The sequence below is a fragment of the Pedobacter paludis genome, from assembly GCF_003173575.1.
Lineage (GTDB): Bacteria > Bacteroidota > Bacteroidia > Sphingobacteriales > Sphingobacteriaceae > Pedobacter > Pedobacter paludis.
Window position 1 is genome coordinate 106050 of record NZ_QGNY01000001.1, and the last position, 26484, is coordinate 132533.

28 protein-coding genes are annotated in these 26484 nt (G+C 35.5%); 17 read left to right on the top strand and 11 right to left on the bottom strand.

Features of this window, described 5'->3' with window-relative positions:
* Positions 1–3 precede the first annotated feature (3 nt).
* The gene (locus DF947_RS00455; RefSeq protein WP_109928462.1) at positions 4–1533 is read left to right on the top strand and encodes a RagB/SusD family nutrient uptake outer membrane protein; all 1530 of its coding nucleotides are present in this window, start codon (positions 4–6) and stop codon (positions 1531–1533) included.
* A 118-nt stretch (positions 1534–1651) separates the two neighbouring features.
* Entirely contained in the window at positions 1652–2152 is a 501-nt protein-coding gene (locus DF947_RS00460) for an RICIN domain-containing protein (RefSeq protein WP_109927734.1), read from the top strand.
* Positions 2153–2158: 6 nt separating this feature from the next.
* Here DF947_RS00460 and DF947_RS00465 read toward each other — a convergent pair whose 3' ends face one another.
* Positions 2159–2908: a LytR/AlgR family response regulator transcription factor gene (locus DF947_RS00465; protein ID WP_109928463.1), complete on the bottom strand. Its 750-nt coding sequence runs from the start codon at positions 2906–2908 to the stop codon at positions 2159–2161.
* Positions 2889–4046: a sensor histidine kinase gene (locus DF947_RS00470; RefSeq protein ID WP_240615285.1), complete on the bottom strand. Its 1158-nt coding sequence runs from the start codon at positions 4044–4046 to the stop codon at positions 2889–2891. Before DF947_RS00470 ends, DF947_RS00465 begins: the two co-directional genes overlap by 20 nt.
* Positions 4047–4273: 227 nt before the next feature.
* Between DF947_RS00470 and DF947_RS00475 the strand changes: the two genes are divergently transcribed.
* Complete coding sequence (locus DF947_RS00475) at positions 4274–4786, top strand: SgcJ/EcaC family oxidoreductase (RefSeq protein WP_109927735.1); 513 nt, start codon at positions 4274–4276, stop codon at positions 4784–4786.
* A gap of 21 nt (positions 4787–4807) precedes the next feature.
* On the opposite strand, the gene DF947_RS00480 is transcribed toward DF947_RS00475, so the two are convergent.
* Together DF947_RS00480 and DF947_RS00485 are read right to left on the bottom strand one after the other, a co-directional pair.
* Positions 4808–5995, bottom strand: a complete 1188-nt coding sequence (locus DF947_RS00480) for a DUF1624 domain-containing protein (RefSeq protein ID WP_109927736.1) — start codon at positions 5993–5995, stop codon at positions 4808–4810.
* 21 nt (positions 5996–6016) lie between these two features.
* Positions 6017–6310, bottom strand: coding sequence for an MmcQ/YjbR family DNA-binding protein (locus tag DF947_RS00485; RefSeq protein ID WP_109927737.1), 294 nt, complete (start codon positions 6308–6310; stop codon positions 6017–6019).
* Between the two features lie 146 nt (positions 6311–6456).
* On the opposite strand from DF947_RS00485, the gene DF947_RS00490 reads away from it, so the two are divergent.
* The 5 genes from DF947_RS00490 (at position 6457) to DF947_RS00510 (ending at position 13316) form a co-directional block, all read left to right on the top strand.
* Complete coding sequence (locus tag DF947_RS00490; protein WP_109927738.1) at positions 6457–7854, top strand: phage tail sheath family protein; 1398 nt, start codon at positions 6457–6459, stop codon at positions 7852–7854.
* Positions 7855–8278: 424 nt separating this feature from the next.
* Complete coding sequence (locus DF947_RS00495; RefSeq protein ID WP_109927739.1) at positions 8279–10219, top strand: glycoside hydrolase family 97 protein; 1941 nt, start codon at positions 8279–8281, stop codon at positions 10217–10219.
* Positions 10220–10279: 60 nt separating this feature from the next.
* On the top strand, positions 10280–11704 hold the full coding sequence (locus DF947_RS00500) for a glycoside hydrolase family 125 protein (RefSeq protein ID WP_109927740.1): 1425 nt from the start codon (positions 10280–10282) through the stop codon (positions 11702–11704).
* A gap of 203 nt (positions 11705–11907) precedes the next feature.
* Entirely contained in the window at positions 11908–13095 is a 1188-nt protein-coding gene (locus DF947_RS00505; protein WP_240615286.1) for a GAF domain-containing sensor histidine kinase, read from the top strand.
* Positions 13096–13121: 26 nt separating this feature from the next.
* Positions 13122–13316, top strand: coding sequence for a hypothetical protein (locus tag DF947_RS00510; RefSeq protein ID WP_109927742.1), 195 nt, complete (start codon positions 13122–13124; stop codon positions 13314–13316).
* Here the strand turns inward: DF947_RS00510 and DF947_RS00515 are convergent.
* From DF947_RS00515 to DF947_RS00535, 5 genes are all read right to left on the bottom strand, one after another.
* Complete coding sequence (locus DF947_RS00515) at positions 13313–13669, bottom strand: nuclear transport factor 2 family protein (RefSeq protein ID WP_109927743.1); 357 nt, start codon at positions 13667–13669, stop codon at positions 13313–13315. The genes DF947_RS00510 and DF947_RS00515 overlap by 4 nt on opposite strands.
* Positions 13670–13761: 92 nt before the next feature.
* Positions 13762–13959: a cold-shock protein gene (locus tag DF947_RS00520; protein ID WP_109927744.1), complete on the bottom strand. Its 198-nt coding sequence runs from the start codon at positions 13957–13959 to the stop codon at positions 13762–13764.
* A 200-nt stretch (positions 13960–14159) separates the two neighbouring features.
* On the bottom strand, positions 14160–14384 hold the full coding sequence (locus tag DF947_RS00525) for a CDGSH iron-sulfur domain-containing protein (RefSeq protein WP_056087622.1): 225 nt from the start codon (positions 14382–14384) through the stop codon (positions 14160–14162).
* A gap of 687 nt (positions 14385–15071) precedes the next feature.
* The gene (locus DF947_RS00530; RefSeq protein WP_109927745.1) at positions 15072–17351 is read right to left on the bottom strand and encodes a glycoside hydrolase family 95 protein; all 2280 of its coding nucleotides are present in this window, start codon (positions 17349–17351) and stop codon (positions 15072–15074) included.
* A 101-nt stretch (positions 17352–17452) separates the two neighbouring features.
* Positions 17453–17686, bottom strand: coding sequence for a hypothetical protein (locus tag DF947_RS00535; RefSeq protein WP_109927746.1), 234 nt, complete (start codon positions 17684–17686; stop codon positions 17453–17455).
* Between the two features lie 185 nt (positions 17687–17871).
* On the opposite strand from DF947_RS00535, the gene DF947_RS00540 reads away from it, so the two are divergent.
* The 5 genes from DF947_RS00540 (at position 17872) to DF947_RS00560 (ending at position 20734) form a co-directional block, all read left to right on the top strand.
* Positions 17872–18060: a cold-shock protein gene (locus DF947_RS00540; RefSeq protein WP_109924190.1), complete on the top strand. Its 189-nt coding sequence runs from the start codon at positions 17872–17874 to the stop codon at positions 18058–18060.
* Between the two features lie 235 nt (positions 18061–18295).
* Positions 18296–19489, top strand: a complete 1194-nt coding sequence (locus tag DF947_RS00545) for a helix-turn-helix domain-containing protein (RefSeq protein WP_109927747.1) — start codon at positions 18296–18298, stop codon at positions 19487–19489.
* A 154-nt stretch (positions 19490–19643) separates the two neighbouring features.
* Positions 19644–19841: a hypothetical protein gene (locus tag DF947_RS00550; RefSeq protein ID WP_146202852.1), complete on the top strand. Its 198-nt coding sequence runs from the start codon at positions 19644–19646 to the stop codon at positions 19839–19841.
* An 80-nt stretch (positions 19842–19921) separates the two neighbouring features.
* Positions 19922–20119, top strand: coding sequence for a hypothetical protein (locus DF947_RS00555; protein ID WP_109927749.1), 198 nt, complete (start codon positions 19922–19924; stop codon positions 20117–20119).
* A 102-nt stretch (positions 20120–20221) separates the two neighbouring features.
* Positions 20222–20734 carry a DinB family protein gene (locus DF947_RS00560; RefSeq protein ID WP_109927750.1) on the top strand — a complete coding sequence of 171 codons (513 nt, stop codon included), beginning with the start codon at positions 20222–20224 and terminating at the stop codon, positions 20732–20734.
* A 59-nt stretch (positions 20735–20793) separates the two neighbouring features.
* Here the strand turns inward: DF947_RS00560 and DF947_RS00565 are convergent, their stop codons facing one another.
* On the bottom strand, positions 20794–21084 hold the full coding sequence (locus DF947_RS00565) for an MOSC domain-containing protein (protein WP_109927751.1): 291 nt from the start codon (positions 21082–21084) through the stop codon (positions 20794–20796).
* Between the two features lie 259 nt (positions 21085–21343).
* Here DF947_RS00565 and DF947_RS00570 point away from each other — a divergent pair, with 259 nt between their 5' ends.
* The 3 genes from DF947_RS00570 to DF947_RS00580 are packed head-to-tail and all read left to right on the top strand — an operon-like array spanning position 21344 to position 23633.
* Positions 21344–21976 carry a hypothetical protein gene (locus tag DF947_RS00570; RefSeq protein ID WP_109927752.1) on the top strand — a complete coding sequence of 211 codons (633 nt, stop codon included), beginning with the start codon at positions 21344–21346 and terminating at the stop codon, positions 21974–21976.
* Positions 21977–21984: 8 nt separating this feature from the next.
* On the top strand, positions 21985–22353 hold the full coding sequence (locus DF947_RS00575; RefSeq protein WP_109927753.1) for a hypothetical protein: 369 nt from the start codon (positions 21985–21987) through the stop codon (positions 22351–22353).
* Positions 22354–22355: 2 nt separating this feature from the next.
* On the top strand, positions 22356–23633 hold the full coding sequence (locus DF947_RS00580) for a hypothetical protein (RefSeq protein WP_146202853.1): 1278 nt from the start codon (positions 22356–22358) through the stop codon (positions 23631–23633).
* A gap of 85 nt (positions 23634–23718) precedes the next feature.
* Here DF947_RS00580 and DF947_RS00585 read toward each other — a convergent pair whose 3' ends face one another.
* The gene (locus tag DF947_RS00585) at positions 23719–24540 is read right to left on the bottom strand and encodes an MOSC domain-containing protein (RefSeq protein WP_109927755.1); all 822 of its coding nucleotides are present in this window, start codon (positions 24538–24540) and stop codon (positions 23719–23721) included.
* Positions 24541–24688: 148 nt separating this feature from the next.
* On the opposite strand from DF947_RS00585, the gene DF947_RS00590 reads away from it, so the two are divergent.
* The gene (locus DF947_RS00590) at positions 24689–26458 is read left to right on the top strand and encodes a hypothetical protein (protein ID WP_109927756.1); all 1770 of its coding nucleotides are present in this window, start codon (positions 24689–24691) and stop codon (positions 26456–26458) included.
* Positions 26459–26484: the final 26 nt, after the last annotated feature.

Here is a 26484-nt window from a genome sequence, read left to right on the forward strand (position 1 = left end):
GAAATGAAAAAGAATATTTATAAAATAGTAGCCCTAAGTGTTGTTTTAAGCTTGGGTGCTTGTAAAAAGGATTTCTTGAATCAAAGCAATCCGAACGCGATCGCGGTAGAGAATTACTTCAAAACAGAAAATGATGTTTTATTAGCGGTTAACGGTGCTTATCAATCTCTTAGAAGTTCGAATACGATAGGAGAGAACAGCGGTTTATTTACCGATGAAAGATCTGATGATGCAGGTAGAAACGATAACCAAAGTAATGCAGGCGAACCCTTTCAGTTTAACGATTTCTCATTACTTCCAAGCAATTCGTATCTTAAAAGTCATTGGTTAGCACTCTATCAATTAATTACCAGAAGCAATGTCATTTTAGCAAATATTGATAAAGTTGCCTTTACCAACGCGGCAAACAAGGCAAACTACAGCGCTGAGGCAAAATTTATCAGGGCAATTATGTACTTTGAATTGGTTAGAAAATGGGGACCTGTTCCATTGGTAACTAAGCCATTAAATACACCTGCAGAGGTTACTGAAAATACCTTTAGGGTACCTGAAGCCGATGTTTATAATTTAATTGTTTCCGATTTAAAGGATGGATTAAACAGTTCACTGCCAAACTTTCAGCCAGTTTCGGGAATTGGACGTACCTCCAAAGCAGCCATTAATGCCTACCTTGGAAAAGTTTATTTAACCATGGCGGCCACTTTGCCTAACAATAAAGCCGAAAACCTAACCAATGCCAGCACCTACTTATTGGCTGCATATAACATGCGTACTTTCGGTAATTTATCTGAAATTCCATATGCTGATGTTTTCGATGTTACCAAAAAAACAACCTGTAAAGAATTGCTTTTTGTGATCTCGAACAAACAAGGCGATATCAGTTATAGCTCTAGTATTGCAGCTAATAATCAGGCAAAAGGTGAAACCATAAACTCTTTGAAAGTTTCTACAGGTATTGGCGGAAACGTAAAGTTAGACTTGATTAACGAATATGAGTCGACCGATTTAAGAAAAGATTTTTCGGTTAAATTTGCAAATGATCCAATCGTTAAAGATTGGTTTATCACCAAGTTTCGCGATGCAAGTTCTTTGGCAACAAACAACGGCTATGGTGGAAACGATTGGATTTTAATGCGTTATTCAGATGTGATCTTAATGCTTGCAGAAGTAAATATGTTGCAGGGCAATGATGCAGTAGCCATTCAATATTTGGATATGGTAAGATCAAGAGCAGCCATGCCTGTATATGCCACAGCTAAACTAAATGCAGCTTATGCTGCCAATTTCCCAACCTTAAAACTTGCAATCCTGCATGAAAGAAGAGTGGAGTTTGCCTTTGAACATCAAAGATGGTTCGATCTGATTAGAAATTTCACCGCTGCAGAACTGGTAACTTATTTAAAAGCAAAGCCACAGGCCTCATACGGTATTGCAAAATTATCTAACGTAACTTTAAAAGATCGTTTTTATCCAATTCCTTTTGATGAGGTAAAATTAGATCCAGCTAAAATGTATCAGAATCCTGGATACTAATCGTTTAGATTGATATAAAAAAGGTGACTGATGTTAATTGGTCACCTTTTTTATTGAGAAAAATTTCGAGATAATTATTAAATAATATCATCTTTAACAAATTGATTATATTTGAGTTATGAAAAAATCATTTTTATTTTTCTGCTTTAGTATATTGATGGTAGGTTTTGCAAATGCCCAAATTATAAAAGGTAACTATGCAATTAAAAATGTTCAAACAGGGATGCTTTTAAGGGTTAAGGATGCGAGTAATAAAAACGGAACACCTTTGGTGGCCTATGATCCTCAGAATTGGAAATGCATGACATGGGATTTCAAAAATGTTGATGGAAATACCTATCAACTCAGAAATCTTTTTACAGGCAAAACCTTCCAGCCGAAAAAAAGTATCGAAACATTGTTTAATTTAGAAGAACAACCATTAGTAACTGGTGATGTAAACCAACAATATGAGTTTATAGCAGTTGGCAGTGCTTATATGATTAAGCTAAAAGGAACAGAACTTTTTTTAACACCCGAAGACAAAAAAGGAAGTACAAATTCCAATATCATTTTAGCCAAAAAAACCAACACTAAGAATCAGTATTGGACAATTTACGAGCAATCACCCACGATGTAAATAAATTTAAAGCAACTCTGGAGCATTTTCTCCTGCGCCGAAGGCTTTAAGCACCTCTCTTTGGTAGAGTTTTCCGATAGGCAGTTCTTGATTTTCGATCTGTACATGCGTTGTTGTATATGACTTTAGTTTTGAGACATTGATTATAAAAGAACGATGAATCCGTAGAAAAAATGGAAACGGCAACATTGCTTCTAACGCGGCCATTGAATATTTTGTAATTACCTGTTCTTGATCTGTAATGATTTTTACGTAGTCTTTCAGACTTTCAATATATTTTACCTCCTTCAAAATTACTTTAACCATTTTGCGTTCAGCCCTAAAATAAAGGAATGCATCTGATGCTGTTTTCTCCTTAATTTCCATAGTTGATTTATCGGGCTGTTGGCTTAAGGGCATTGGTAACGCTTTATTTACAGCCTTTATAAATCTTTCAAGTTTAATGGGCTTTAATAAATAATCAACCGCATTAAGCTCGTAACTTTCCAGAGCATATTCGGAAAAAGCAGTAGTGAAAATGATTTTAGGTGGATGGCTTAGACTATTTATAAGCTCCAAACCGCTAAGTTGTGGCATTTGAATATCCAGGAACATAATGTCTACCTGTTCTGTACGTAAAAAATCATACACTTGAAGTGCATTACTGCATTCGCCTATTAACTTTAGCATTGGCATGGTTTGAATGTAGCGGGTCAAAACTTCCCTTGCTGGCGGTTCATCATCAACAATTAGGCAATTAAATACTTGCGACTTCATGGATTTCATTGGTTGTTGCTGCTTTTGTATTTAGGTCAATCTGCAAATTAACGATATATATTTCATCCTCTTCTATAATAGATAATTGATGCCGTTTTGGGTATAAAAGAACTAAGCGTTTTCTAACATTTTCAATTCCAATGCCGCCAATCTGTGTCTTTATATTTCTAGCTTTGCCGTTAATGCACTTAAGTTTTAAAGTCCCCTCGCTCATCCTTAAATCTATGCTTATCCAGGGTTTATCAAGCATTCCGCTTGTACCATGTTTAAAACAGTTTTCTACAAACGGAAGGATAAGTAAAGGTGCAATCATCAAGTTTTCATAGTGGTCCGGAACCTGAATAGAGATTTCCAGCTGATTGTCATAACGTTTCTTTTCCAGCTCAATATATTCCAGCATCATATTGGTTTCCTGCTGTAATGGCACTAGCGGAGCGTTACACGAATAAAGAATGTATCTAAGCAAGGTAGAAAGCCCAATTACCATATTTGCCGCCTCAGGTGCTTTTTCTTGCGTATGCGAATAAATGTTGTTTAAGGTATTAAAAAGGAAATGAGGATGAAGCTGTGCTTTCAAAGATTGAAGTTCGGCCTTTGTTTTTTCCTGTTCCAACATTAATGTTTGCTGCTGTTTATGGTAAAAATATTTCATCAATTTAATTGAAGCCGCAAGTCCGCCGATTGTTATACTTCCCCTTAAGCCAGAAATAAAAGCCAGGTATATCTTGATGTTCAATGGGGTATTACTAATCCCCGGAAACATCCCCGAATGATTTGCCAGATACCTCAATCGGAAATATTCGATGATGGTGATGGAGACAAAAGAAGAAACCAAACCTGTTGCAATGATTAAAAATAACACAGCAAAAACGGTTTGCAGATACTTGGCAGGGATAACAAGTCTTGGAATTACCCAATATACCAAGAGGTAACTGAGGAAAAAGTTCGGTATCAGGTACCAAAAACTTTCTCCTGCATTAATCTGAATTCGAGCCCAGAAACCCAGTTTGTTAAAAATGGGAGAGGGTGTAAAGGAATATAAATAGACCTGAAAAATATACCAACTAAACCAAAAGCTAAAATGCCGCCATAATCGCCATTTTGGATGGTTAGAAAGCAGAAATTGCATCTGTGACATCTGAATTCTTTTTTTAAAGATACAAATCTGAAAAAGCGAATGAGTAGCAAAACACAATTATTAGACAATCTTCCAATTTTTGAGGATATAATCATTTTATCGTCGATGAAATTCGATCGTGCTTAAAAACCATCTTTATAACAAGCTATTTGGGAAGCTCGGCTAAATGTGAAAAAAGTCATATATCCATCTGCTAGTTTTGAGGAAGTAAATAAAAAACAATAATTATGAAAAAGTTCTTTAAAATAACCCTTGTCTTAGCATTAATTTGTGGTTTCTGCAAAGCACAGGACAAAACATCAGACGAAGCTGGAGTTAGAAAAGCCTTAGAAGGTTTTGGAAAAAGCTGGATGAATGCCGACTTCAGTGATATGGGAAATTATGTAACGGAAGATTGTAATTGGATTAATGTAGTTGGGATGCATTGGAAAGGCTTAAAGGAAGTTCAGTATGCGCACCAGGTTTTTAGCACGATGTTTAAAGGTGTTAAAGCCGAAAACCTTTTTACAACCATTAGATTCATAACTAAAGATGTAGCCATTGTTTATAAAAGTGCTCATGTTGGGGCTTTCTATCCGCCAGACGGTGTTAATCGGGGTTTTAATAAACAGGGCGACTCAGACGATTTACTGACCATAGTTTTGGTAAAGCAAAAAAATGTCTGGAAAATTACCTCTGCAGAAAACGTTACCATAGTTAAGCAGGCGCAAGCAAACAATCCTGTTCTAAAAATGAAATAGATTTAGCTAATGGTGGTTGATTTAAACATATCTCAGCCACCACTTAGAATGTGTTTCTTTATATTTCTTGAACCATTTACAAGGATAGTAAAGCGCAAGAACCATCACAATCCAGATTAAATAAACACCCCACAAATCAAAACCAAATTGGGTTGGTCGGAAAAGAAAAGGGACACTATAAATATCTTTAGAAGTATATCCTGAAAGAAAAAATACAATGACCAAAATGGTGTGTAACAGATAAAAGTGAATTACATAATAGAAAAAGGGCACACTTCCGTACACAGAAAGTACCTTGGTAAATTTGTTTTTAAACTTTTCTGAAATTGCCAGTAAAACCAGTGCAACGCCAATTGTTAAGCAAGTATATTGTAATGAAGGTGGATATTTGCTTACATTAAAAAACGACAGTAGGTTTTTAAAAACGTCCTGATATTCTTTTCTTGGTGCCGGATCGCCATAAATGCCAGCTATTCTAAGCCCTACAAATAGAATTAGAGCAATCGCTCCAAAATTTAATAAATTCGTTTTTCGTTTCTTCGGATCGTAATCCTTACCAAACCATTTTCCGGCGCCATAGCCTAGAAACATAATCCCAGTCCAAGGTAAGATGGCGTAAAACACACCAACAAAATGATTTGCACCCAATGGAACAACAGTTCCGGAAGCGGTAAAAAATACTTTAAGAATTAATCCACCAGTTGGGTCATTAGGTGCTGGAAATAAATCGAATATATTATGTCCCAACACTAAAATTATCCCTATAACCAAAACTGTTCTATAAGATATTCTACTGAATAAAGCCAAAAAGACCATGCTGAAACCAATTGCCCAAATTACTTGAAGGATAACGAAATTGTAAAGCGGATTAAATGTAAGCCCAAAAGAAATGATTACAATTTCTACCACAACAAGCCAAAGACCACGCTTAAGCAAGAATGTACTCGCCTCTGCAGGTGTTTTATTTTGAGCAGACAGATAAGCCGACAAGCCCGATAAAAAAACAAAAGTAGGGGCACAAAAATGCGTAATGAAACGTGTAAAAAACAACATTGCCGTTGTGGTATCAGGGTTGAGGGGGTCGCCAGTCATGGCCTCAATGTGAAAAAAATCACGCGTATGGTCAAGTGCCATAATAATCATTACTAATCCTCTAAGAATATCTATAGATAATATCCTTTTAGAAATTTGTGCATTACCAGAAGTCATTGCAATAGGGATTTGGTTATTCTATTTTGTTTGTTTGGTCAGTGTTTTCGGGGCCCTGTATTTCCAAGCTTCGGTTAGTAAGTCCTTAAGCTCTTGAGGGTCAACGAGCTTTAAAGATACGAGCATATATTTATAATTTTCGTAATGTGGGGTGATAAAATATATAATCGGATTTCTTTTCATCCAAAAAGTTCGGTTTTCCGTATAAAGCACTAAGTTCTCGCCATCTTCTTTCAATCTGGCAAACAGCTTTTTGTTTACATAAAAAGCGGGCGTACCATGGCGTATTTTTTCGTTAACGGCTGGTAATTCCAAAAACGGTTTTTCTAATAAAAGTTAAAGCCTGATAAGTTGCCTCTGTGAAATCTTTCATTATTTGTGCTTTCGTTTTTATTCTTATAAATTTAATATAAATATCTGTTTCACTGGATTTTAAATTATCCCATAAATTAAACTAAATTATGCCAGACTATAGAACTCCGGGAGTATATATAAACGAAATCCCTCATTTCCCACCTTCAATTTCCCAAGTTGAAACGGCTATCCCAGCATTTATTGGATATACTGAAAAATCCGGAGATGGACTCTTTATCGCAAAACGGATCACTTCGTTAATTGAATTTGAACAAATTTATGGCATAGCCTATCCTGAACGAATGGAGGCAAAGCTAAGTGATGCAGCTTTAGGGAGTTTGCCCAAAATTGAGGTATCAATTCCCAGTGCTTCACCCTATCTACTATATTATCAAATCTCGATGTTTTATAACAACGGTGGTGGACCATGTTACATAATCGCTGTGGGGAATTATGATTCGACATTTAATGTAGATAAAACAGCATTACTTAAAGGATTAGAGGCTTGTAAGGTTGTTGATGAAGTTGCGTTGCTGGCCATTCCTGAGATTGTAAATTTAATTGAAGATGAGGATATAAAAGAACTGAATGATGCAATGCTTGCTCAGTGTAATCTGCTTAAGGATCGGTTTGCAATATTGGATGTTCCAGAAAAAAATGAAGGGAAAATTAGTTTAGTTGCAGAAAAATTTAGAAAGGATTTTGTTGGCGCTGATAATTTAAAGTTTGGCGCTGCATATACACCAAAACTCGAAACCATTTTAAACTATAATCGGGCAGGGGATGACCTGATTTCAATTAATGATCAACGAATAAAGAAAATTAAAGTAAATGGATTAGATGATAATATTAAACTCGCTGATATTAAAATTCTTAACTACGTTGACTTATATAATCTAATTACAACTGAACTCCATAAAATTTCCGTTTCACTTTATCCAAGTGGTGCGATAGTGGGTGTTTATTCACTCGTAGATTCGACCAGGGGCGTTTGGAAAGCACCTGCAAATGTTAGCCTAAACGACGTTGTAAAGCCACTAATAAAAATTGATAATGCTGATCAAGATGACTTAAATATTACGCCTACTGGCAAAAGTATAAATGCCATTAGGACTTTTACAGGAAAGGGTACATTGGTTTGGGGAGCCAGAACACTAAATGGAAATGACAATGAATATCGTTATATTTCGGTAAGAAGATTTGTCAACATGGTTGAAGAATCTATAGCCAAAGCAATACAGCAATTTATTTTCGAACCTAATGATGCCAATACCTGGAGCAAAATTAAATCCATGTGCGAAAATTTTTTATTAATACTTTGGAAGCAGGGCGCATTGCAAGGTGCCAAACCAGAAGATGCCTTTGCGATACGATTAGGTTTAAATTCAACAATGAGCAGTTTGGATATTTTGGAAGGAAGATTAATCATGCAGGTTATGATGGCAGTCGTTCGACCTGCAGAATTTATAATTGTCTCGATAACGCTAAGGATGCAAGAATCATAGTATAATTTTAATTTTACCTATTAATTTAAACTAATTTATTACTTTAAATTAAATTATTTTTCCATTGATTAATAATAAGTTATTAATTTTCAATGATATTAAACTTTGTTGTGAAGCTCATAAGAATTGATGTCTTATGAACAAAATCCATTGCATTAATTAGCATTTTGATCTTGGTTATTTGAATCATTCAAGGATTGAATTCTGTAAAAATGCTATTGATGCTCTAAATTAAATCAGAAATGTTTTTGCTTTAGTTAAACGTTTTACTACTTTCGAGTTGTGATGTGCTTTGAGTTAAAGTAATTGCAGATAAGTTTTGCTAACCAGATTTAATTATGATGAAAATGTTCTAACTGATACTTCTTCAGCTTCAAGTATCCCTCTTAGTTTAAAGCCTAAACACAAAAACACACATAAACACATGAAATTAAATTTACTTTATACTTTACTGCTGTTAACCGCCGTTCAATTATCCGTTAAGGCACAAAAATATCAGCTGGTATCGCCTGATAAAAAAATCACCGTTGACTTAAGTATTGGTAAAGAAATTACCTATCAGATTCAGCAAAGCGGAAAAGTATTAATCGAAGAATCTGCAATTGGATTAACTACCGATAAAAGTACAACCGGATGGAAGATTGCCAAAAAAACAGTTAACTCAGTTCAAAACACCTTAAAACCGGTAGTTTGGGTAAAATCAGAAACCATAGATAATCAATATAACGCAATTGTTTTAAAGTTTTCCAATGGATTATCTCTAGAATGGAAAGCGTTTAATAACGGTGTGGCTTGGCACTGGCTTTCCGATTTAAAGGGTAACTATAAAGTTCTATCAGAAACGGCTACTTTTCAGTTTGCTTCAGGCGCAAAATCCTTATTTCCAAAAGAAGATCAATTTTTCTCACATAACGAACGAGAATATAAACCTTTCAACGTAAATGATTTAGATTCGACCAAACTGGCCAGCTTACCTACGTTATTTGATGTTGCTGGAACTAAAATAATCTTAACAGAATCTGATTTATGGAATTATGCCGGCATGTGGATTAGAGGAGGCGGAAATGGCAAGATTAACGGAGTTTTCCCACATCATCCGAAAGAGAAAAAAGTAACAAGCGATCGTGATGAGCACGTAACAAAATATGATGATTACATTGCTGATGTAAATGGATCAAAATCGTTTCCATGGCGGGTCTTAATGATCAGTACGGCCGATAAGGATATTTTAAGTAATCAATTGGTGTATCAACTGGCAAAACCTGCAACAGGGGATTTTTCTTGGGTTAAACCGGGTAAGGTGCAGTGGGACTGGTGGCATTACAATAATTTATACGGTGTAGATTTTAAGGCTGGGATAAACAACGATACTTATAAATATTACATCGATTTTGCCTCCAAATATCATATTGAATATGTTTTATTGGATGAAGGTTGGTGTGATACCCGAGACTTAATGAAGCAATCGCCTGATATTGATGTAGAAGAACTTGCAAAATATGCGAAAAGCAAAAATGTAGATTTAATTTTATGGACCAGTTGGCTCGTATTGGATAAACAATTGGATCAAGCTTTAGATGTCTTCGAAAAATGGGGCATAAAAGGTATTAAGGTAGACTTTATGCAACGCGATGACCAAGACATGGTTAACTATTACGAAAAGGTTTCTAAAACTGCTGCAAAAAGGAAACTCATGGTCGATTTTCATGGTGCCTTTAAGCCAACCGGTTGGAATAGAACTTATCCAAATGTGATGACATCTGAAGGCGTTTTAGGTAATGAGATTAGTAAATTTGCAGGCTCCATTACTCCAGATCATACCACAACCATTCCTTTTATTAGAATGGCTGCCGGACCAATGGATTTTACACCGGGCGGGATGTTAAATGTACAGAAAAATGCATTTGCAGGTGTGCCGTCAGAACCGATGACACTAGGAACACGTTGCAATCAATTGGCTATGTATGTGGTTTTCGAAAGTCCGTTGCAAATGCTTTGCGATATTCCAACGCATTATTATAAAGAGCCAGAAGCGATGGAGTTTTTAAAAGAGGTTCCGTCCGTTTGGAAAAATACGGTGCCTTTAGATGCCAAAGTTGGCGATTATATTGCTGTAGCCCGTCAGGCAAAAAACAACGATTGGTATATTGGCGCAATGACAGATTGGACGGCTAGGGATTTAAATTTAGACCTTTCTTTTTTAGGCGATGGAAAATATAAAATGATGATTTGGAAAGATGGTGTTAATGCCGATAAAAATGCGAAGGATTTCAAACAAGAAACCCTCGAGGTGGATAAAACCACTAAATTAACTATAAAATTGACAACCGGCGGTGGCTATGTGGCAAGATTAGTAAAAATATAAATAAGCCATAAGGGTAATTTAACTAGAAACGAGAATAACCAAATTGATATACACATAACAATGAAAAGAAGAAAATTTATACAAAACACAGGTTTATTAGGTGCCGGAGTATTGGCATCGAAGTTCTCCTTTGCTGCAGATTTAGTTCCGGAGTTTCCGGTAGTAAGGGTGGCAGCCGGTAAGCGGCATTTTGAAAGCAAAGCTGTTGATGCAGCAATTAAAATCTTTCAAGCCAATGTTAAAAACCCAGAGTTAAGTTGGTTATTTGAAAACTGCTTTCCAAATACGCTAGATACAACAGTTTATCATTCTGAAAAAAATGGCAGGCCCGATACCTATGTTATTACTGGCGATATAGATGCCATGTGGCTTCGCGATAGTTCTGCACAGGTTTGGCCATATTTGCAATTTGTTAATGAAGACGAGCCACTAAAAAAGCTAATTTCGGGTGTAATTATTCATCAAACACAATGTGTTTTAAAAGATCCTTATGCCAATGCATTTTATGGCGATGCAACCAAAGTAGGTGAGTGGAAAACGGATAAAACGGCCATGCAACCTGGGGTTCACGAGCGTAAGTGGGAAATCGATTCTTTATGTTATCCCATCAGATTGGCTTATCATTACTGGAAAAAAACAGGTGATAAAACCCCATTTGATGCAGATTGGAAAAAAGGAATTGAAGCTACTTTAAAAACATTTAAAGATCAACAGCGCAAAACCAATAAGGGTAACTATCATTTCCAAAGAGAAACCACGCAGCCAACAGATACACAGCCAATGGCAGGTTATGGATTTCCTGTAAACCCGGTAGGCTTAATCTGTTCTGCTTTCCGTCCGAGTGATGATGCAACGATTTTTCCTTTCCTAATACCATCAAACTTTTTTGCGGTTACAAGTTTAAAACAAGCTGCAGAGATGATTAAAGCTTTGCAAAGTGATTCAGCCTTAGAGAGTAGTTTGTTAAATTTAGCTAATGAGGTAAGCGCAGCAATCCAAAAACATGCTATCGTTACGCATCCAAAATATGGCAAAATTTATGCTTTTGAGGTTGATGGTTTTGGAAGTTCATATTTAATGGATGATTCTAATGTTCCAAGTTTGCTAAGTCTTCCATATTTAGGCGCAATTAAATTAGACGATCCGATTTACATAAATACTAGGAAGTTTGCCTTATCGAAAGATAACCCATACTTTTTTAAAGGTACGGCTGCCGAAGGCATCGGCGGACCACACGTTGGGCAGGATATGATTTGGCCAATGAGCATTACCATGCGTGCCCTTACTTCGAAAGATGATGCAGAAATTAAGTATTGTATTGATACCTTGCGTAAAACGCATGCAGGAAAGGGTTTTATGCACGAATCTTTTCATAAAGATAATCCGGCAAATTTTAGTAGAGCGTGGTTTGCATGGTCAAATACCTTGTTCGGCGAGCTGTTATGGAAAACATATCATGAGAAACCGGCTTTATTACAGGCATAATTAAGCCGTTATACTGATACAAAGCCTCTTGATTTAAAAATTGAGAGGCTTTGTTATGTAAGCTTTATCGGATAAAATTTTAGTTCATAAGCATAGCGTTGGAGTGCCAATTTAATTTCTGTTCGTAATAATAATTTTATAGATACTGATGACTTGAAATCACGTAAATTATGTAAATTGCTTCGATTTATTATTTAATCATAGTGAAAAATTCTCCCGAAAGCATTCTCTCAGATATCAATGCGATAAGCAAAATTCCTGCTGTAGCTAACATATTGGAAATTGTATGTCAATCAACCGGAATGGGTTTCTCTGCAGTTGCTAGAGTAACCGAAGACAGGTGGATTGCCTGTGCCACGTTCGATCAAATTAACTTTGGCTTAGTTCCTGGCGGAGAACTTGTTTTAGAAACAACAATCTGCAACGAAATTAGGGAACATCAAAAAGCGGTTGTAATTGACAATGTTGCTGAGGATGAAAAGTATGCACACCATCACACACCATTAATGTATGGTTTTCAAAGTTACATTTCGGTTCCGATAACGCTTAGAAATGGTAAGTTTTTTGGTACGTTATGCGCTATAGATCCAAATCCGCATAAGGTTGATACACCGCAAACTATCGGCATGTTTACCATGTTTGCCGATCTTATTGCATTTCATTTTGACGCTTTGGATCAGGTATCCATATCAGAGCAAAGACTTCAGGAAGAATTGGAAATTTCGCAATTAAGAGAACAATTTATTGCAATTCTAGGTCACGATTTAAGAAATCCATTAAATGCGATTTCAAATAGTGCCCAGCTTTTATCTCGATTAAATCAAGAAGAAAGGGTACAGCGCTTGGGCGATGTAATTAAAAACTCATCGTTTAGGATGAATGGCTTAATCGAAAACATGCTGGATTTTGCTAGCGGTCGTTTAGGTGGAGGAATAACCATTACCAAAACACCTGATGAAGATTTGGGAAAAGTGTTAACACAGGTTATCGAAGAGCTGAAGATGATTTATCCTGAGCGTTCCATTAAAACGACATTCTGTTTGGACTACCCGGTTAGTGCAGATGGGAAACGAATAGCCCAGCTGTTTTCTAATTTATTAGGTAATGCTTTAAGTTATAGTGATCGAGAATCGGAGGTAGAGGTTACTGCTTTTAGCAACAAAGATGAATTTAATTTATGCGTAGCAAATCCAGGCAAACAAATTCCAACAGCCACAATGGAACGACTATTTCAACCGTTTTCTAGGGGAGAAGTAGAGCCAAACAAACAAGGTCTTGGCTTGGGTTTATACATTGCCTCAGAAATTGCCAACGCACATGGCGGTAAGCTAGATGTATCTTCTACGCCAGAGAAAACCTGCTTCACATTAAGCATCCCAATAAACAATTAATTTGTTTAAGGGTTAAGTTTCTAAGAATGATTATTGTAGATGAAAATGTTCCTACCTCTAATTTATTAGAAATTAAAGTTGGCGATCAAATTAACAACGAAGGGAAATCTGGAGCTGTTGAAATAATCAATCTGCACGAAACCGATGAATATCTTCTGTTCCTTTTCGGTTTAACAAATGGACTTGAAATTGAAATTAAAAAATTAAAGCAAGTTTGTTAGGTTAAAATAGGTCGAGGATCGAAAATCACCTTAAAAGATTTGATCTTCTCATTTTCAAGAATATACCAACCGCTCGAAAAGATTTTCTTTCCGCTCATATCAATATCATAAAAAAGACACACTTCCTCATTATCGGTGAATACCTTTTTTACATCATATTTCAATTTCATTTTCTTCATGTCTTCGATATAGACATCGGCTCCATTTCTTTCGCCCATAACACCTTTAAAATTCATGTCGTCATGAAGCTGTTGCCTAGCCAAATCAAAATCTTCGGCATTCAGTGCATTAATGAAATCTAATACAACAACTTTAGCATTGTGCTCGGTAAGTTCTTTATTTGAAATTGCCATAATCAAAAATACGTTTTATAAATTTTTAAACGATTATAAAATCTAATTTGTTTGGCTAAATATTTGGAGATAAGAGGAAGTTATTATTCAGACTATTGCTCAACTACGATTTTGTAGGCATATCTGGATTTTGCCTTGAAAAGAAAGGTAACAATTCTTCCTGCACATAAGGTATGGCCCGCCGAAATTGATTTCTTGTTCAGTAAAATATCATCTCCAACTGATGAAGTAATTAAACCGCTTCCAAATTTTTCATCAAATAACTTAACAATTCCCTTGTGCCTACTCATTTTGCTCTATTCTTAATTAATTTAAAAATATGCATTAAAATCCATTTTACACTGGCCAAATAGATGAATAGTCTTAATTAATAGATATTGCCTTCGTTTTCGATTGATTATCCTAAATGAAGAAAGATTTTCAAACCAATATGGTCGAAGCATACTTTGTAAAAAAAAGCCCCACATTTGTGAGGCCTAAATTTTAATCATTATACTTTTTTTGGCGGAAGATCAAATGCAATTGCTTCATGTTCAAAATGCCCGTTATGGGCGCCATCGCAAAAAGGTTTATTCTTAGAAAGTCCACAACGGCAAATGGAAAGTACAGTTCTACCCTGCAATCCATATTCATTTCCATTTCGATCAACGATTTCAAAATCGCCTTCTATCTTAACCGAACCGTTATTGTTGATTGTTAATTTTGTTTTAGACATAATGTTTTGTTAGCTGATGCAAAACTATAACATTGTTTAAGCTTTATGTAATATGATGCTAGTTTAGAATTATTCCTGTTACGACGTTGACTTACGAAGTTTTGTAGGGTTTTGCATTGGGGAACTTCGTCAGTCTCCAGAGGTTATATCTTAAAACTGACGAAGTCCTACCACGCTCTTGGCCATTAAGACTTCGTAAGTTGACTGATTGACTTACGAAGTTTTGTAGGTTTTGCGCTGGGGAACTTCGTCAGTCTCCAGAAGTGGCGCCTTAAAACTGACGAAGTCCTCCCACGCTCTTGGCCTTTAAGACTTCGTAAGTTGACTGATTGACTTACGAAGTTTTGTTGGGTTTTGCGCTGGGGAACTTCGTCAGTCTCCAGAAGTTGCGTCTTAAAACTGACGAAGTCCTATCACGCTCTTGGCCTTTAAGACTTCGTAAGTTGACTGATTGACTTACAAAGTTTTATAAGGTTTTGCGTTGGGAAACTTCGTCAGTCTCTGGAGTTAAATCTTAAAACTGACGAAGTCCTACCACGCTCTTAGCCATAAAGACTTCGTAAGTTGACTGATTGACTTACGAAGTTTTGTAGGGTTTTGCATTGGGGAACTTCGTCAGTCTCCAGAAGTTGCGTCTTAAAACTGACGAAGTCCTTCCGTGCTCTTGGCCATTAAGACTTCGTAAGTCTAAGCTGAAAAATTATAAACTTTTCCTATTTCAGTTTTGAAATTATACCGATAACCAGAATTTGAACGGTTTGTGTTTCTTAAATTTAAGCCAGATTTTAAGGCGTTTGGTGTTCTAACAATACAATTACCGCCAGACAACGACTTGATTGATAGCTTTACGATTTTTCCATTCTTCCACTCCAGATTTGTAATTTCGAAATCGCCTCTAGCTTTGAGGCCTTTAATATTTCCATTAGCCCACTCTTTCGGCAAGGCTGGTAAAAACTGCAACTCGCCGGTTTGGCTTTGTAAAAGCATTTCTGAAACACCAGCAGTGTAGCCAAAATTTCCATCAATTTGAAAAGGAGGGTGGGCACAGAATAGATTTGCATAAATACCGCCACCGTTGTTATAATCCATTCCCGAGCCGCCAACTGGAGTCATAAAGTTTTTTAGAATGGTATAGGCATGATTGCCATCTTGCAGTCTTGCCCAAAAATTAATTTTCCAGGCCATAGACCAACCTGTCGAAGCATCACCTCTGGCAAGAAGACTTACTTTAGCCGCTTGTGCCAATTCGGGCGTATTAATGGTGCTAATTTCTCTTCCAGGATGTAAGCCAAACAAATGAGAAACATGCCGATGGTTATCCTTGGGATCATCTCTATCGGTTTCCCATTCCTGTAACTGACCCCATTTCCCGATTTTCGGCTTTAATAAATGGTTTTTAAGATCAAGAATGTGATCTCGGTAAGTTTTATCAATTTTTAAAATATCGGCAGATTCGATATAGTTTGTAAAAAGATCATAAACAATCTGTTGATCATGTGTTACTCCATCTTCAGTGGGTCCGTGTTCTGGCGACCAGCCCAAAGGCGAAACCAAAGTGCCATCTGGCCTGCGTTTTAAATGATCGTCCCAAAACTCTGAAATCTCTTTAATTATCGGGTAAGCAAAATCCCGTAAGTATTTTGTGTCTTTGGTAAAAGCATAATGATCCCACAATGCTTGCGCATACCACGCACTTCCGGGTGTATTCCATAAAAAACTCTGTCCGCCGAAAATGTTATTTTCTGTCTTAACGGTCCAGCCACGAACGCCCGGATATTGTTTTTGCGTGCTAATTTTACTCACTTCACGCATACTATTAATGTAATCCAAATAAGGGATTTGGCACTCTGAAAGATTGGTTGGTTCAGCTAGCCAATAATTCATTTGAATATTAATATTTGAGTGGTAATCACTTCCCCAAGGTGGATCGTTGGTTTCGTTCCACAAACCTTGCAAATTAGCAGGTAAACCACCTTTTCTTGAAGAGCTGATGAGCAAATATCTTGCATATTGAAATATAAGTGCTTCCAAGCCATGGTCAGGGGTATTTTTATAGTTTTTTAATCTTTGATGGGTCGGCAATAAAAGGTTTGAACTAGGCGTAGATCCAAGTTTAAGAGATACTCTATTAAAAAGATTTTGATAATCGGTAATATGGCGATTTAATAATACTGGATATGGCTTTGCTGATACATCTGTTAATTTTTTTTGAATTTTAGATTCCGGTTCCTCGCCTTTCCAGTTCTTTTCCCTAACGTTTAAATAATTGGTGGCACCGGTAAGCAAAATCGTTACCACATCAGCATGGTCTATTTTTAACTGTGAATTTCCTTTTTCATCAGTTATAATTTTGCTTGTTCCGTTTTCTATTTTTAGTAAAGCTGTGGCTTGATATGTCAATCCATTTGCCAAACTTCCTTTAAAAATTAGTTGATTGCCACTTACCGAAACCTGCGATCCATGCTGGTCCCTTAAACTAACGATTCCAGAAAATGTACCTTTTTTGCTGGCTGTATAACGTAAAACTATCACCTTATCTGGAAAGCTGCAAAAGTATTCCCGCTTAAAATTTATATTATCTTTTGTAAAGGAAATCTGTTGAATGGATTTTTCAAGATCGAGTGTTCTGCGGTAATTGGTAAAAGAACTTCCATTGTGATCAAAATCAATAAATAAATCACCAAAAGCCTGATAGGCACCACGGTCATTTTCATCACCGCTCCAAAGTGAGTTATCATTAAACTGAATATGTTCTTGGTCTACGCCTCCGAAAACCATACCTCCAATTCGGCCATTTCCAATAGGATACGCTTCAGTCATCCAAGTTTTGGCAGGCAGATCATCCCAAAGCTTTAAATCGTTAGTAAAATTGACTTTGCTTTTATTTTGCGCAGAAAGATGAGCTGCAAAAGGATTTAGTCCTAAAAAGCATAAGGAAAATACGGCATATTTTAAGTAGGAAAACATTTGGTCGGGTTAGATTGTGTGTGTTCCAAATATAAATTATAATCTGGCAAAAACACGATCAAAAGTTTTTTTAAGGCTTGTTTATTTTAAGATAAATAAAATTACAAGAAGTATTGAAACGGTTGGTTTGTTCCTGTATTTGATTGGCTATTAGCAGATTGTTGATTCAAAAAATCTGCTGTAAAATCATATTTCACCTGCTCGTAAGCTGTTGCAAGATTGTGCAGATGATCCAATTCATAAAGATGAACGGCGTCTTTATTTTCACTTTGAGTTAAAGACTTAATTTTATCAATTACTTGTTTATATTCTTCGTAAGAAGCGACTGGGTTCATGGCGATAATTAAAGGATTGCCAATTTAACATCGTCGATTTAAATTTGTTTTGGTTTTTTTTCACATGCTGTTAAAAACAACTTTTTAGAATAAAATTAAGTTCTTTAATTAATTGCTTTATTTTAATAACAAATTTTCTATTTTAGTTTCTTGAAAAAATCGCTAATTAAAATTTATCTATTAAAATGAAAAACGGTACAGTAAAATTTTTTAACACAGAAAAAGGCTTTGGATTTATAAAGGAAGATAACGGGGGAGAACTTTTTGTTCACGCATCAGGATTGATCGATGAGATCAGAGAAAATGATACTGTAGAGTATGAAGTAAAGGATGGAAAAAAAGGACCAAACGCAGTAAACGTTCGCGTGGTTTAAAAACGGGTTAATTTCTCCCGATTTATTTGGGAGAAATTAAATTTTATTATTTGATCGCTAAAACTTAAACATTAACCATTAGCGAATTGCATTTAAACTTTGGATTTGAATACCCTCAATCTTAAAGCTAAACATTTAATCATTCCGATTAGGAGTAAAAAGAAATCAATCTAAGCTTAAAGCTAATCGCATATTTATTAATTTTGTGTTATCCCGAATCCAAAATTTTTAAGTCTTGCATCCCATTTTTTTGAGCGTTATTGGCGCAATCTTTATTTTCTCTTTAATTATCATTAAGCTTTTTCTGTATGGAAAAAATAAAAGATATTTAAATTTTTGGCTCTCTATTTCCATAACTGGAATTATTTGGTTTGCCTTAATCTATCTGCTTACAAACTCCGGACAAATTAAAAACTACCCATTTCTATTTAATAAGGGTTTGCCTTTATATTATCTAATCGCACCTGGCTTATTTTTATATATCCGTGGCTCTTTAAATACCAATTATTCTAATTTTAGAAAACAAGATCTTGTACACTTAATTTTAACCATACCTGCTTTTATTTCGATTCTACCCTATAATTTACTTAGTTATAATCAACAACAGGAAATTGTAAGTCGCATTGCCAGAGATGTTCACTTTGCTTTTAGCAAAAGCCAATATATTGTAAATCCAATGCATTGGTTTGCTTTTCCAGCCTCCGCATGTGTTTACTGCTTTTTTCAGTTTAGGGAAATTTGGAAGGCTTCAACATTGAAAAATGATGGTTTAAAGAGCATAAAATGGCTGTATGTTTTTACCGGTGTATGTGCTGCAATTTTTATTGGCATGCTGGCCATGAACATTTCGGTGTTTAAAAACTTGGGCGAGGCCTGGTTTATTCTCCAAAATAGTAAAATTGTATCTTTCTTATGTCTCAGTGTACTTTTTCTAAGTTTCCTCTTTTTTTTACATCCAGAATTTATATATGGCTTTAAAAGAGCAGCGGTTATCAACCAAATCTCACCTGAAGCAGAAAATATTGAGCCGGAGCCTTTATTAAAATCAGAAAAAGGGGAAGCTAAAATCCGTAAGATTGATACGAATTTGGTACTCCGCGTAGAATCTTTCATAAAAGAAGAAGAAGTTTTCAGACAGGCAGGTTTAACATTAAGTGGTTTTGCTTCGCTGATTGATATTCCCAATCATAAATTAACCGAACTTTTTAACCATCACTATAAACTTAACTTTAACAGCTACATTAACAGTTTACGGATTGATTACGTGAAGACCAGACTGGATGGCGGAGATTGGAAGCAATTTACTTTTGAAGCCATTGCAAACGATGCGGGTTTCTCTTCAAGAAATACATTTTTTTTAGCCTTTAAAAAAGTAACAGGTTTAACTCCTTCTGGCTATATTTCCAGTTTAAAAAACGATAAACTGTAACGATTTAGAAAATCGATACAAGCCAATCATCCGCAAGGCAATGAATTAACCCTGCTTTTCTGATTTTTGTGCGCCAAATTATTGTGAATTGTTTGAGAATCAATTTTTCATTTCTTGATGAGCAGTGCTAGGCGGCGTAACCATTTACCAAACTATGCTAAACTCAAAATTTAAATCAGTAATGTTGTTTAAACTTTCATCAGAAAAAATTACCGAACTAAATCGCTTCATTTATTCAGATTCCAAATCGATTGTTGTTCTTACCGCTGTTCAGGATGTACCGAGTGGAGCAGTTTTTGAAGAAAAATCCAGCTTAGAAATTCTTTTGGAGGAATTGGAAAAAACGGGTTAAAACCTGAACATATTTTTGCGCTTATTTAATTTTCCAAACCATTTTAGAAAATGCAGTGTTTTTAAAATAAAAGGATCATTATGGAAAATTCAAATCACGACCCAAAGGAAAGAGAAAATCTATCGCACGAAGAAGAAAGTAAGGAGAGATCAGAACAATCCAATCAAGACAAAGCACTTGAAGATAATCCAGTTCAACGCGGATTAACAGGTGAAAGCGATGAAGAAGAAGGAGCGGGAGACTTGGCGGGCAATGCCGCCGGAAGTTCTGACGAATAAATATTTGCTAGAAATTTATACCTAATTTCTAGCAAATTCATTTTTCTACATAGGTCAAAATATCCACCAAATAATTAAATTCGATGGATAAACCACATTATTATGTCGCAAAAGTTAGAAGTCTGGCAAAGAGGGCCATTACCAAACATAATTCCAGTATTGCAACCTGTAGCGCATGCATTGCTTCAGGCAAGAGAAGAAATTAATGAATACCTAGATGGATTTCCTGTCGAGCTTCTTTGGATAAAAGTTGCCAGAATGGCTTCTGTTGGTTTTCATCTACAACATTTAAGTGGCGTACTGGACCGTGTTTTTACTTATGCAAGATCAGAAAGCCTTACCGAATTTCAATTTGAACAATTACGTGAAGAAGGAACAGATTCTGTTGAAGGATTTACTGTAGGTCAGCTGGTTAAACGCTTTGATTTACAGGTAGATTTAGCGCTCGAGCAAATAAAAAATACAGATGAAGCGACCTTGGCAGATTTTAGAGGAATTAGACGTGCAGGCTTACCCTCTACTGTAATCGGACTGCTTTTTCATGCTGCTGAGCACACCATGCGCCATGTTGGTCAACTCATGGTAACAGCAGCGGTTGTAAAATCGATGAATTAAAATCTGTTTGAGCATAACTGCTATTAACGTCATCCAATATTTTAATCTTATAAATTCTATTATTTCCAATGCTGAATTTTCAATTCATCACCTACAGAAATTATACCCGAACCACTATGAATTAAGTTTTGACCAAATAAAATCTTCTTATTAAAAGTACGGTATTTGGCCAATGTTCTTAAGGGTTCCTGACCCTTAATTCCAGTTTGTTGATCAATGGTAATCAATACACATCTTGCACATGGTTTTACAGCTGTGAATGCAATTTCTCCTAAACTAAATGAATTAAATTGATCTTCAAGGTGAGGTTCACCACCGGTAAAAACAAAATTAGGGCGAAAACGATCCATTGTTCTGGATTTTCTTATTTAACTACCTCATAAACTCAGTACACCGATAAAAAAAATATATACAATTTATTAATATATTAATTAATAGATACTTATCATATTCAGTTTCATTTTTTGATATATAATAACTACAAATTCTGTAGTGTAAATTTTTGGTTTATATAACTATGTTGATAAATAATGTATTATTATATAGACTTACTTTTGCTTATGTAACATTTTTTTTACTACTTTTAGGAATAAATCTAACATAGTAAAAGTGAAAAAATTAAAATTTAAGCCTAAACATGGCTTTTTTGTTGCATTGGCAACTGGAATGCTAGTCGTTAACAGTTGTAAAAAAGAAGTAGTCCCTCCAGTAGCAAAGAATATGGAATTAGTATTGAAAGATAAGTTAATGGGTACTGTTCCACTGTCAGGCTCATTAACTAATAATGATATGCAGATTATTCAAGAGCTTGAGTATTTAAATAAAAAGGCAGATGCAGACCATAGTTATAATCCTTGCCATGGTACAGCAAGATTAGGTAATATTCGATTTCAAGGTACTATGGAACATTGGATAATACAATTTGCATATGTTATGCAAAATGGAGCAACTCATAAACGTGAATATTATATACCAGAAAGTTCATCTAATATTTGGAATCCACGTGGGCCAGGTTATGCCGATTTGGTAGATGAGGGTACAAAGGAAATTTTCGAAATAAAATCACAAACCATTGGTAATTATACTGGTTTTGGAATGAGCAACTATGCCAGAGAGCAAGCCATAGCAGAGATAAATAAGTACGTTGCATCAGCGAAAAAATTTTGCGGGGGTGGCTGGAAGCATGGGGAAAATTTTACAAGAATGAGTTTTATGTTTTGTTCCCTAATCCCCACCCTGTAGAAGCATATATGAGCGAAATGCCAGGTATTGTACTTTATGGTCCAGGTAGATATACCCCGCCTGTAAATGCTCCTGTGGTGGATAGAGAATTCTCAAGAAAAATTGCCAATTTTTTTCGGCAGTTAGCAGGAAGCGTTTCTTCTACTTATGAAGGTGCAATTGCAATGGATATACAAATAAAGCAGTTCATAATAGATAACCCTAGAGTGAAAGACTACTTGAAGGCGGCTGGTATAGCACTTATAATTGCAACCATTGCCGAAGATTTTGCAACAAGTGGTGCAGGTATAGCTGATGATTGGGCTTGTTATGTTATTGCCCGAAATATGTGGATCCTTTCTAATGCAACTACGGTTGGTGCCATAGCAAATATGTAATGATGAAAAAAGCGAATAAAATTAACACAGAGTTTTTTTGGGATGGTGCTACTTGGTCCAATTTATTTAAACTATATTTTGACATTAAAGCAAGCTTAAATTTTTTGAACTGTGGTAACCAACAATTGGTGCATTTTTTTGAAGAAACTGTTGGTGTTACCCCAAATTACCCAATTCGTTTGCACTGGTATGGCCCACTTGATGGTTGTGTATTTAATTATGAAAAAGGTAAAATATCAAAACTAGATGCAGTCCTTTCTTTGCTATATGGACGCATGAATGTTAGCATAACCTGGCAATCAAAATCGGGCAGAATTTACGACATGGCCGATGAGGATATAGACTGCGATGATTTAATCTTTTGGTTTGAAAATTTGGAGAAGGAAGAATGTTTAAGAATGATAAATCCTATAATAGATTGGCACCGTTTGGTTTATACATCAGGTTTTATAGATGTGCACAAAAAAGTTTGGGCGGTAGATTTTTCCGTGCCTTTTGTAGAATGCATGAATAGTCAGCTACTGCCCATTTTTGAAGAAAGAACTGGTATTACCATCAATAAAAGCAATAGAGTAGTTTTAGGTAGCATGCCTAAAATTGATCCGATCACTCCAGAAATGATAGCCGAATCGGATAAAATTGTCAGATTACAGCGAAGTATAGGATTATTTCCACAATTGGATGACGAGGCATTTGAAGATTTTATTGAAAAAACCAAGCCCACTAACGATTACCCTAAATTTCAATATCAAAAAGGTACAGTATCAACTATTTCTTTATACTTTTGGATTGCTCAAAATATATTTGCTTACCATCAGGATATTAAGTGGCAATCAAAATCGGGTAGGATTTATGATATTGCAGATGAGGATATAGATTATAACGATATTGAATTTTGGTTTGATAATCTTGATGTAGAAAAGGTTTATCAAGCACTTTATCCTAAAATAGATACTCCTTTTAAACTTAAAAATCTTAGTTACGAATTAAAAGTTTATCAGATGAGCTTAGATGCTATCATTCACATGCATTTAAAAACCGATTGCTTAGCTGATGCTGAAAATTACATTATTGAAATTGATAATTTTATTCAAGAGATTAACGAGAAAACTGAAAAAAAAGATCCAAAGTATGCGGTTATACATGGCTGGGAAAGCAAGATTGAGGATGGGTTTATAGATTACAGCCTAAAAATTGGAGATAATGGGATTGCATTCTTAAAAAAACTCTTCAAGTTTGTTTCCGATTTAAACTGCTTTGATGAGGTGGTTATGAATTAAATAGTTGTGTTTTTCAAGTAATAGTGTTATGCTACGACTTGAAAAAATTTGGGATGTTATTTGTAAAATGTTAAATCATCAAGTATTAGTGACCCTCTTTCCAGGTCTGAACTTTTAGTTCATCACCTACAGAAATTATACCCGAACCGCTATGAATTAAGTTTTGACCAAATAAAATCTTCTTATTAAAAGTACGGTATTTGGCCAATGTTCTTAAGGGTTCCTGACCCTTAATTCCAGTTTGTTGATCAATGGTAATCAAGACACATCTTGCACATGGTTTTACAGCTGTGAAGGCAATTTCTCCTAAACTAAATGAATTAAATTGATCTTCAAGGTGAGGTTCACCACCGGTAAAAACAAAATTAGGGCGAAAACGATCCATCAAAATTGGCTCGGCAAGTTTTTCGTTCAATGCATTCAAAGATGATTGTCCAATGATTAAACAGGGGTAACCATCAGCAAAGCTAACCACTTCATGATCTGTTGCATATCTTGGATCAACAAATCTATTTTCCGTAGGAGCCATTTTAACCAACCTTACTTTAATCTTCATAAAATTAGAAAACCAATCACTTACCTCGCGGCTTACTTCAACACCCTTAGAAATATCGTCCCAAATTTTAACCGTAATATTTGCTCCTGTTTGTTCCTCCAGATCAAAGGAAATGTTTTGATTAAAACGGGTTTTATGATTAATGGTTAATCTACCTTCAGCAATATTTACCTGTAACTGGGAAAGTTCAAAATGTTTACGTTGGGTAATAAATGTGCCCTCATCATCAATTAACATCCATCTTCTGTCATAGTGCAGGCCTCTGTCTTCCATTTGGGCACTTTGTAAACTCATGCCTCCAAGAGATTTTATAGGATAAATATTGATTTCTGAAAGGTAAAGCTTGTTCATGTGTCAAAGATAAAAACATCTTTCTATCAGGGAGTTTATTTGTAATCAACATTTGTAAAAATGACTTCAATCACTTTTTTATATAACCCTAATCCCTTATGTAAATAAGTGGTTTTAATAGGTTTGCCAATAGAAAACAATAATTCTTATGTCACACACCTTTCATATCCCAGTATTAGGCCTGGGCTATTCTATTGATACGCCACTAAAAGTTTCCCGTTACGGAATCTCTTCTGTTTTATCTATTGTAGATGATGAATTGATTGAACGGATGCGTGAATATCATTCAAAAAAGAATTTTTTTCAATTTATTCCAATTACAAAGTCAGAGCCTGATTATCGCTCAAGGAGAATTACAACCTACTTAAATTTTTTAAATACGGTAATTGGCGAGCAGTTTAAAATTTTAAAAAATCAGGACTTTGTTGAGGGAAACGATCTCTCTAGATATTTCGAATTATTGCCAGAAACCTCTAAACTAAAGCAAGGTTACGATTTAATGATAGATTATCCCGATGGGCCAAGCAAAAAAACATTTCAAAATCTCTTGCGCAATGCCATGAAACTGGGTTCCATTGATGTAAATATAATGGCCAAAGTAGATAAAATGAATTACCAGAACGAAGAATACACTGGTGATCTAAATACAGATGCCTTGGCAGCTTTACGGGGTTTTGCAGAAAGTAATTTGAATGCCTCGGTCATATTGTCGGCAGGTATGAATCCAAAGCTCTATAGCTATATGGAAAATTTTAGAGATTTCTTTCCCGATAAAACGGGCAAGCTGAAAAAGAAAATTATACTAAAGGTTAGCGATTTTAGATCGGCATTGATTCAGGCAAAATTTTTGGCAAAAAAGGGTTTATGGATATCCGAATTTAGAATAGAATCTGGTTTAAATTGTGGTGGGCATGCATTTGCAACAGAGGGGTCTTTATTGGGCCCGATTTTACAGGAATTTAAAGCTAAAAAAAATGAAATGCTTTTAGAGCTTTTTGAAATGTACAGTGCATCGTTAAATCAAAAAGGATTCAAAATAGAAAATAGGCCTAAACAGCGCATCAGTGTTCAGGGGGGAATTGGCACAGCAGCAGAACATGATTTTTTGCTTAAATACTATAACCTCGACGCAACCGGTTGGGGAAGTCCTTTTTTGTTGGTACCAGAAGTGACCAATGTGGATGCTGAAACACTAAATCTATTATCTAATGCAACGGAAAACGATTTTTATTTGAGTGGTGCATCACCTTTGGGCATTCAATTTAATAATTTCAGAAATAGTTCGATAGATTTTCAACGCATCGAGCGCATAGCGAAGGGAAGACCCGGAAGTCCTTGCACTAAAAAATACCTATGCAATAATACCGAATTTACAGAACAGGCCATCTGTACGGCATCAAGAGAATACCAGCATCTAAAAATTAAAAGCTTAAAAGAGACTCAGCTTACCGAAGAGGAATTTCAAAGGCAATATAATCTGGTTACCGAAAAAGTCTGCCTTTGCGAGGGTTTATGTTCGTCTGCATACTTAAAATACAACATCAATAAACCCAAAGAAAATAAGGCGGTAGCCATTTGCCCGGGGCCAAATCTGGCCTACTTTTCTGATATCTATTCTTTTGACGAAATGGTAGGGCATATTTATGGAAAGATTGATCTTTTAGAACAGGTAGAACGGCCACATTTTTTTATAAAAGAACTTAACCTGTACATCGATTATCTTCAGAAAGATATAAAAAAGCAATTCCAGAATTTCAGTGATAAAAAACGGAAACAGTTAAACGGATTTAAACTCCAGTTATCAGAAGGAATTGATTATTATAAAAGTTTATTCAGCGAGATCACCGATCAAGCTTCATCTCAATTAAAAGAGCTGGCTATTTGTGAGCACATACTGGATAATATCATTATTGAATAGAGAGAGCACATTATGATAAATTTCTA

Bases quoted from the DNA above. Each gene is read 5' to 3' on its own strand.
- DF947_RS00455 (WP_109928462.1), top strand. From the start codon at position 4: ATGAAAAAGAATATTTATAAAATAGTAGCCCTAAGTGTTGTTTTAAGC.
- DF947_RS00460 (WP_109927734.1), top strand. From the start codon at position 1,652: ATGAAAAAATCATTTTTATTTTTCTGCTTTAGTATATTGATGGTAGGT.
- DF947_RS00465 (WP_109928463.1), bottom strand. From the start codon at position 2,908: ATGAAGTCGCAAGTATTTAATTGCCTAATTGTTGATGATGAACCGCCA.
- DF947_RS00470 (WP_240615285.1), bottom strand. From the start codon at position 4,046: ATGTCACAGATGCAATTTCTGCTTTCTAACCATCCAAAATGGCGATTA.
- DF947_RS00475 (WP_109927735.1), top strand. From the start codon at position 4,274: ATGAAAAAGTTCTTTAAAATAACCCTTGTCTTAGCATTAATTTGTGGT.
- DF947_RS00480 (WP_109927736.1), bottom strand. From the start codon at position 5,995: ATGACTTCTGGTAATGCACAAATTTCTAAAAGGATATTATCTATAGAT.
- DF947_RS00490 (WP_109927738.1), top strand. From the start codon at position 6,457: ATGCCAGACTATAGAACTCCGGGAGTATATATAAACGAAATCCCTCAT.
- DF947_RS00495 (WP_109927739.1), top strand. From the start codon at position 8,279: ATGAAATTAAATTTACTTTATACTTTACTGCTGTTAACCGCCGTTCAA.
- DF947_RS00500 (WP_109927740.1), top strand. From the start codon at position 10,280: ATGAAAAGAAGAAAATTTATACAAAACACAGGTTTATTAGGTGCCGGA.
- DF947_RS00510 (WP_109927742.1), top strand. From the start codon at position 13,122: ATGATTATTGTAGATGAAAATGTTCCTACCTCTAATTTATTAGAAATT.
- DF947_RS00515 (WP_109927743.1), bottom strand. From the start codon at position 13,669: ATGGCAATTTCAAATAAAGAACTTACCGAGCACAATGCTAAAGTTGTT.
- DF947_RS00520 (WP_109927744.1), bottom strand. From the start codon at position 13,959: ATGAGTAGGCACAAGGGAATTGTTAAGTTATTTGATGAAAAATTTGGA.
- DF947_RS00525 (WP_056087622.1), bottom strand. From the start codon at position 14,384: ATGTCTAAAACAAAATTAACAATCAACAATAACGGTTCGGTTAAGATA.
- DF947_RS00530 (WP_109927745.1), bottom strand. From the start codon at position 17,351: ATGTTTTCCTACTTAAAATATGCCGTATTTTCCTTATGCTTTTTAGGA.
- DF947_RS00535 (WP_109927746.1), bottom strand. From the start codon at position 17,686: ATGAACCCAGTCGCTTCTTACGAAGAATATAAACAAGTAATTGATAAA.
- DF947_RS00540 (WP_109924190.1), top strand. From the start codon at position 17,872: ATGAAAAACGGTACAGTAAAATTTTTTAACACAGAAAAAGGCTTTGGA.
- DF947_RS00550 (WP_146202852.1), top strand. From the start codon at position 19,644: ATGCTAAACTCAAAATTTAAATCAGTAATGTTGTTTAAACTTTCATCA.
- DF947_RS00555 (WP_109927749.1), top strand. From the start codon at position 19,922: ATGGAAAATTCAAATCACGACCCAAAGGAAAGAGAAAATCTATCGCAC.
- DF947_RS00560 (WP_109927750.1), top strand. From the start codon at position 20,222: ATGTCGCAAAAGTTAGAAGTCTGGCAAAGAGGGCCATTACCAAACATA.
- DF947_RS00565 (WP_109927751.1), bottom strand. From the start codon at position 21,084: ATGGATCGTTTTCGCCCTAATTTTGTTTTTACCGGTGGTGAACCTCAC.
- DF947_RS00575 (WP_109927753.1), top strand. From the start codon at position 21,985: ATGAGCGAAATGCCAGGTATTGTACTTTATGGTCCAGGTAGATATACC.
- DF947_RS00580 (WP_146202853.1), top strand. From the start codon at position 22,356: ATGAAAAAAGCGAATAAAATTAACACAGAGTTTTTTTGGGATGGTGCT.
- DF947_RS00585 (WP_109927755.1), bottom strand. From the start codon at position 24,540: ATGAACAAGCTTTACCTTTCAGAAATCAATATTTATCCTATAAAATCT.
- DF947_RS00590 (WP_109927756.1), top strand. From the start codon at position 24,689: ATGTCACACACCTTTCATATCCCAGTATTAGGCCTGGGCTATTCTATT.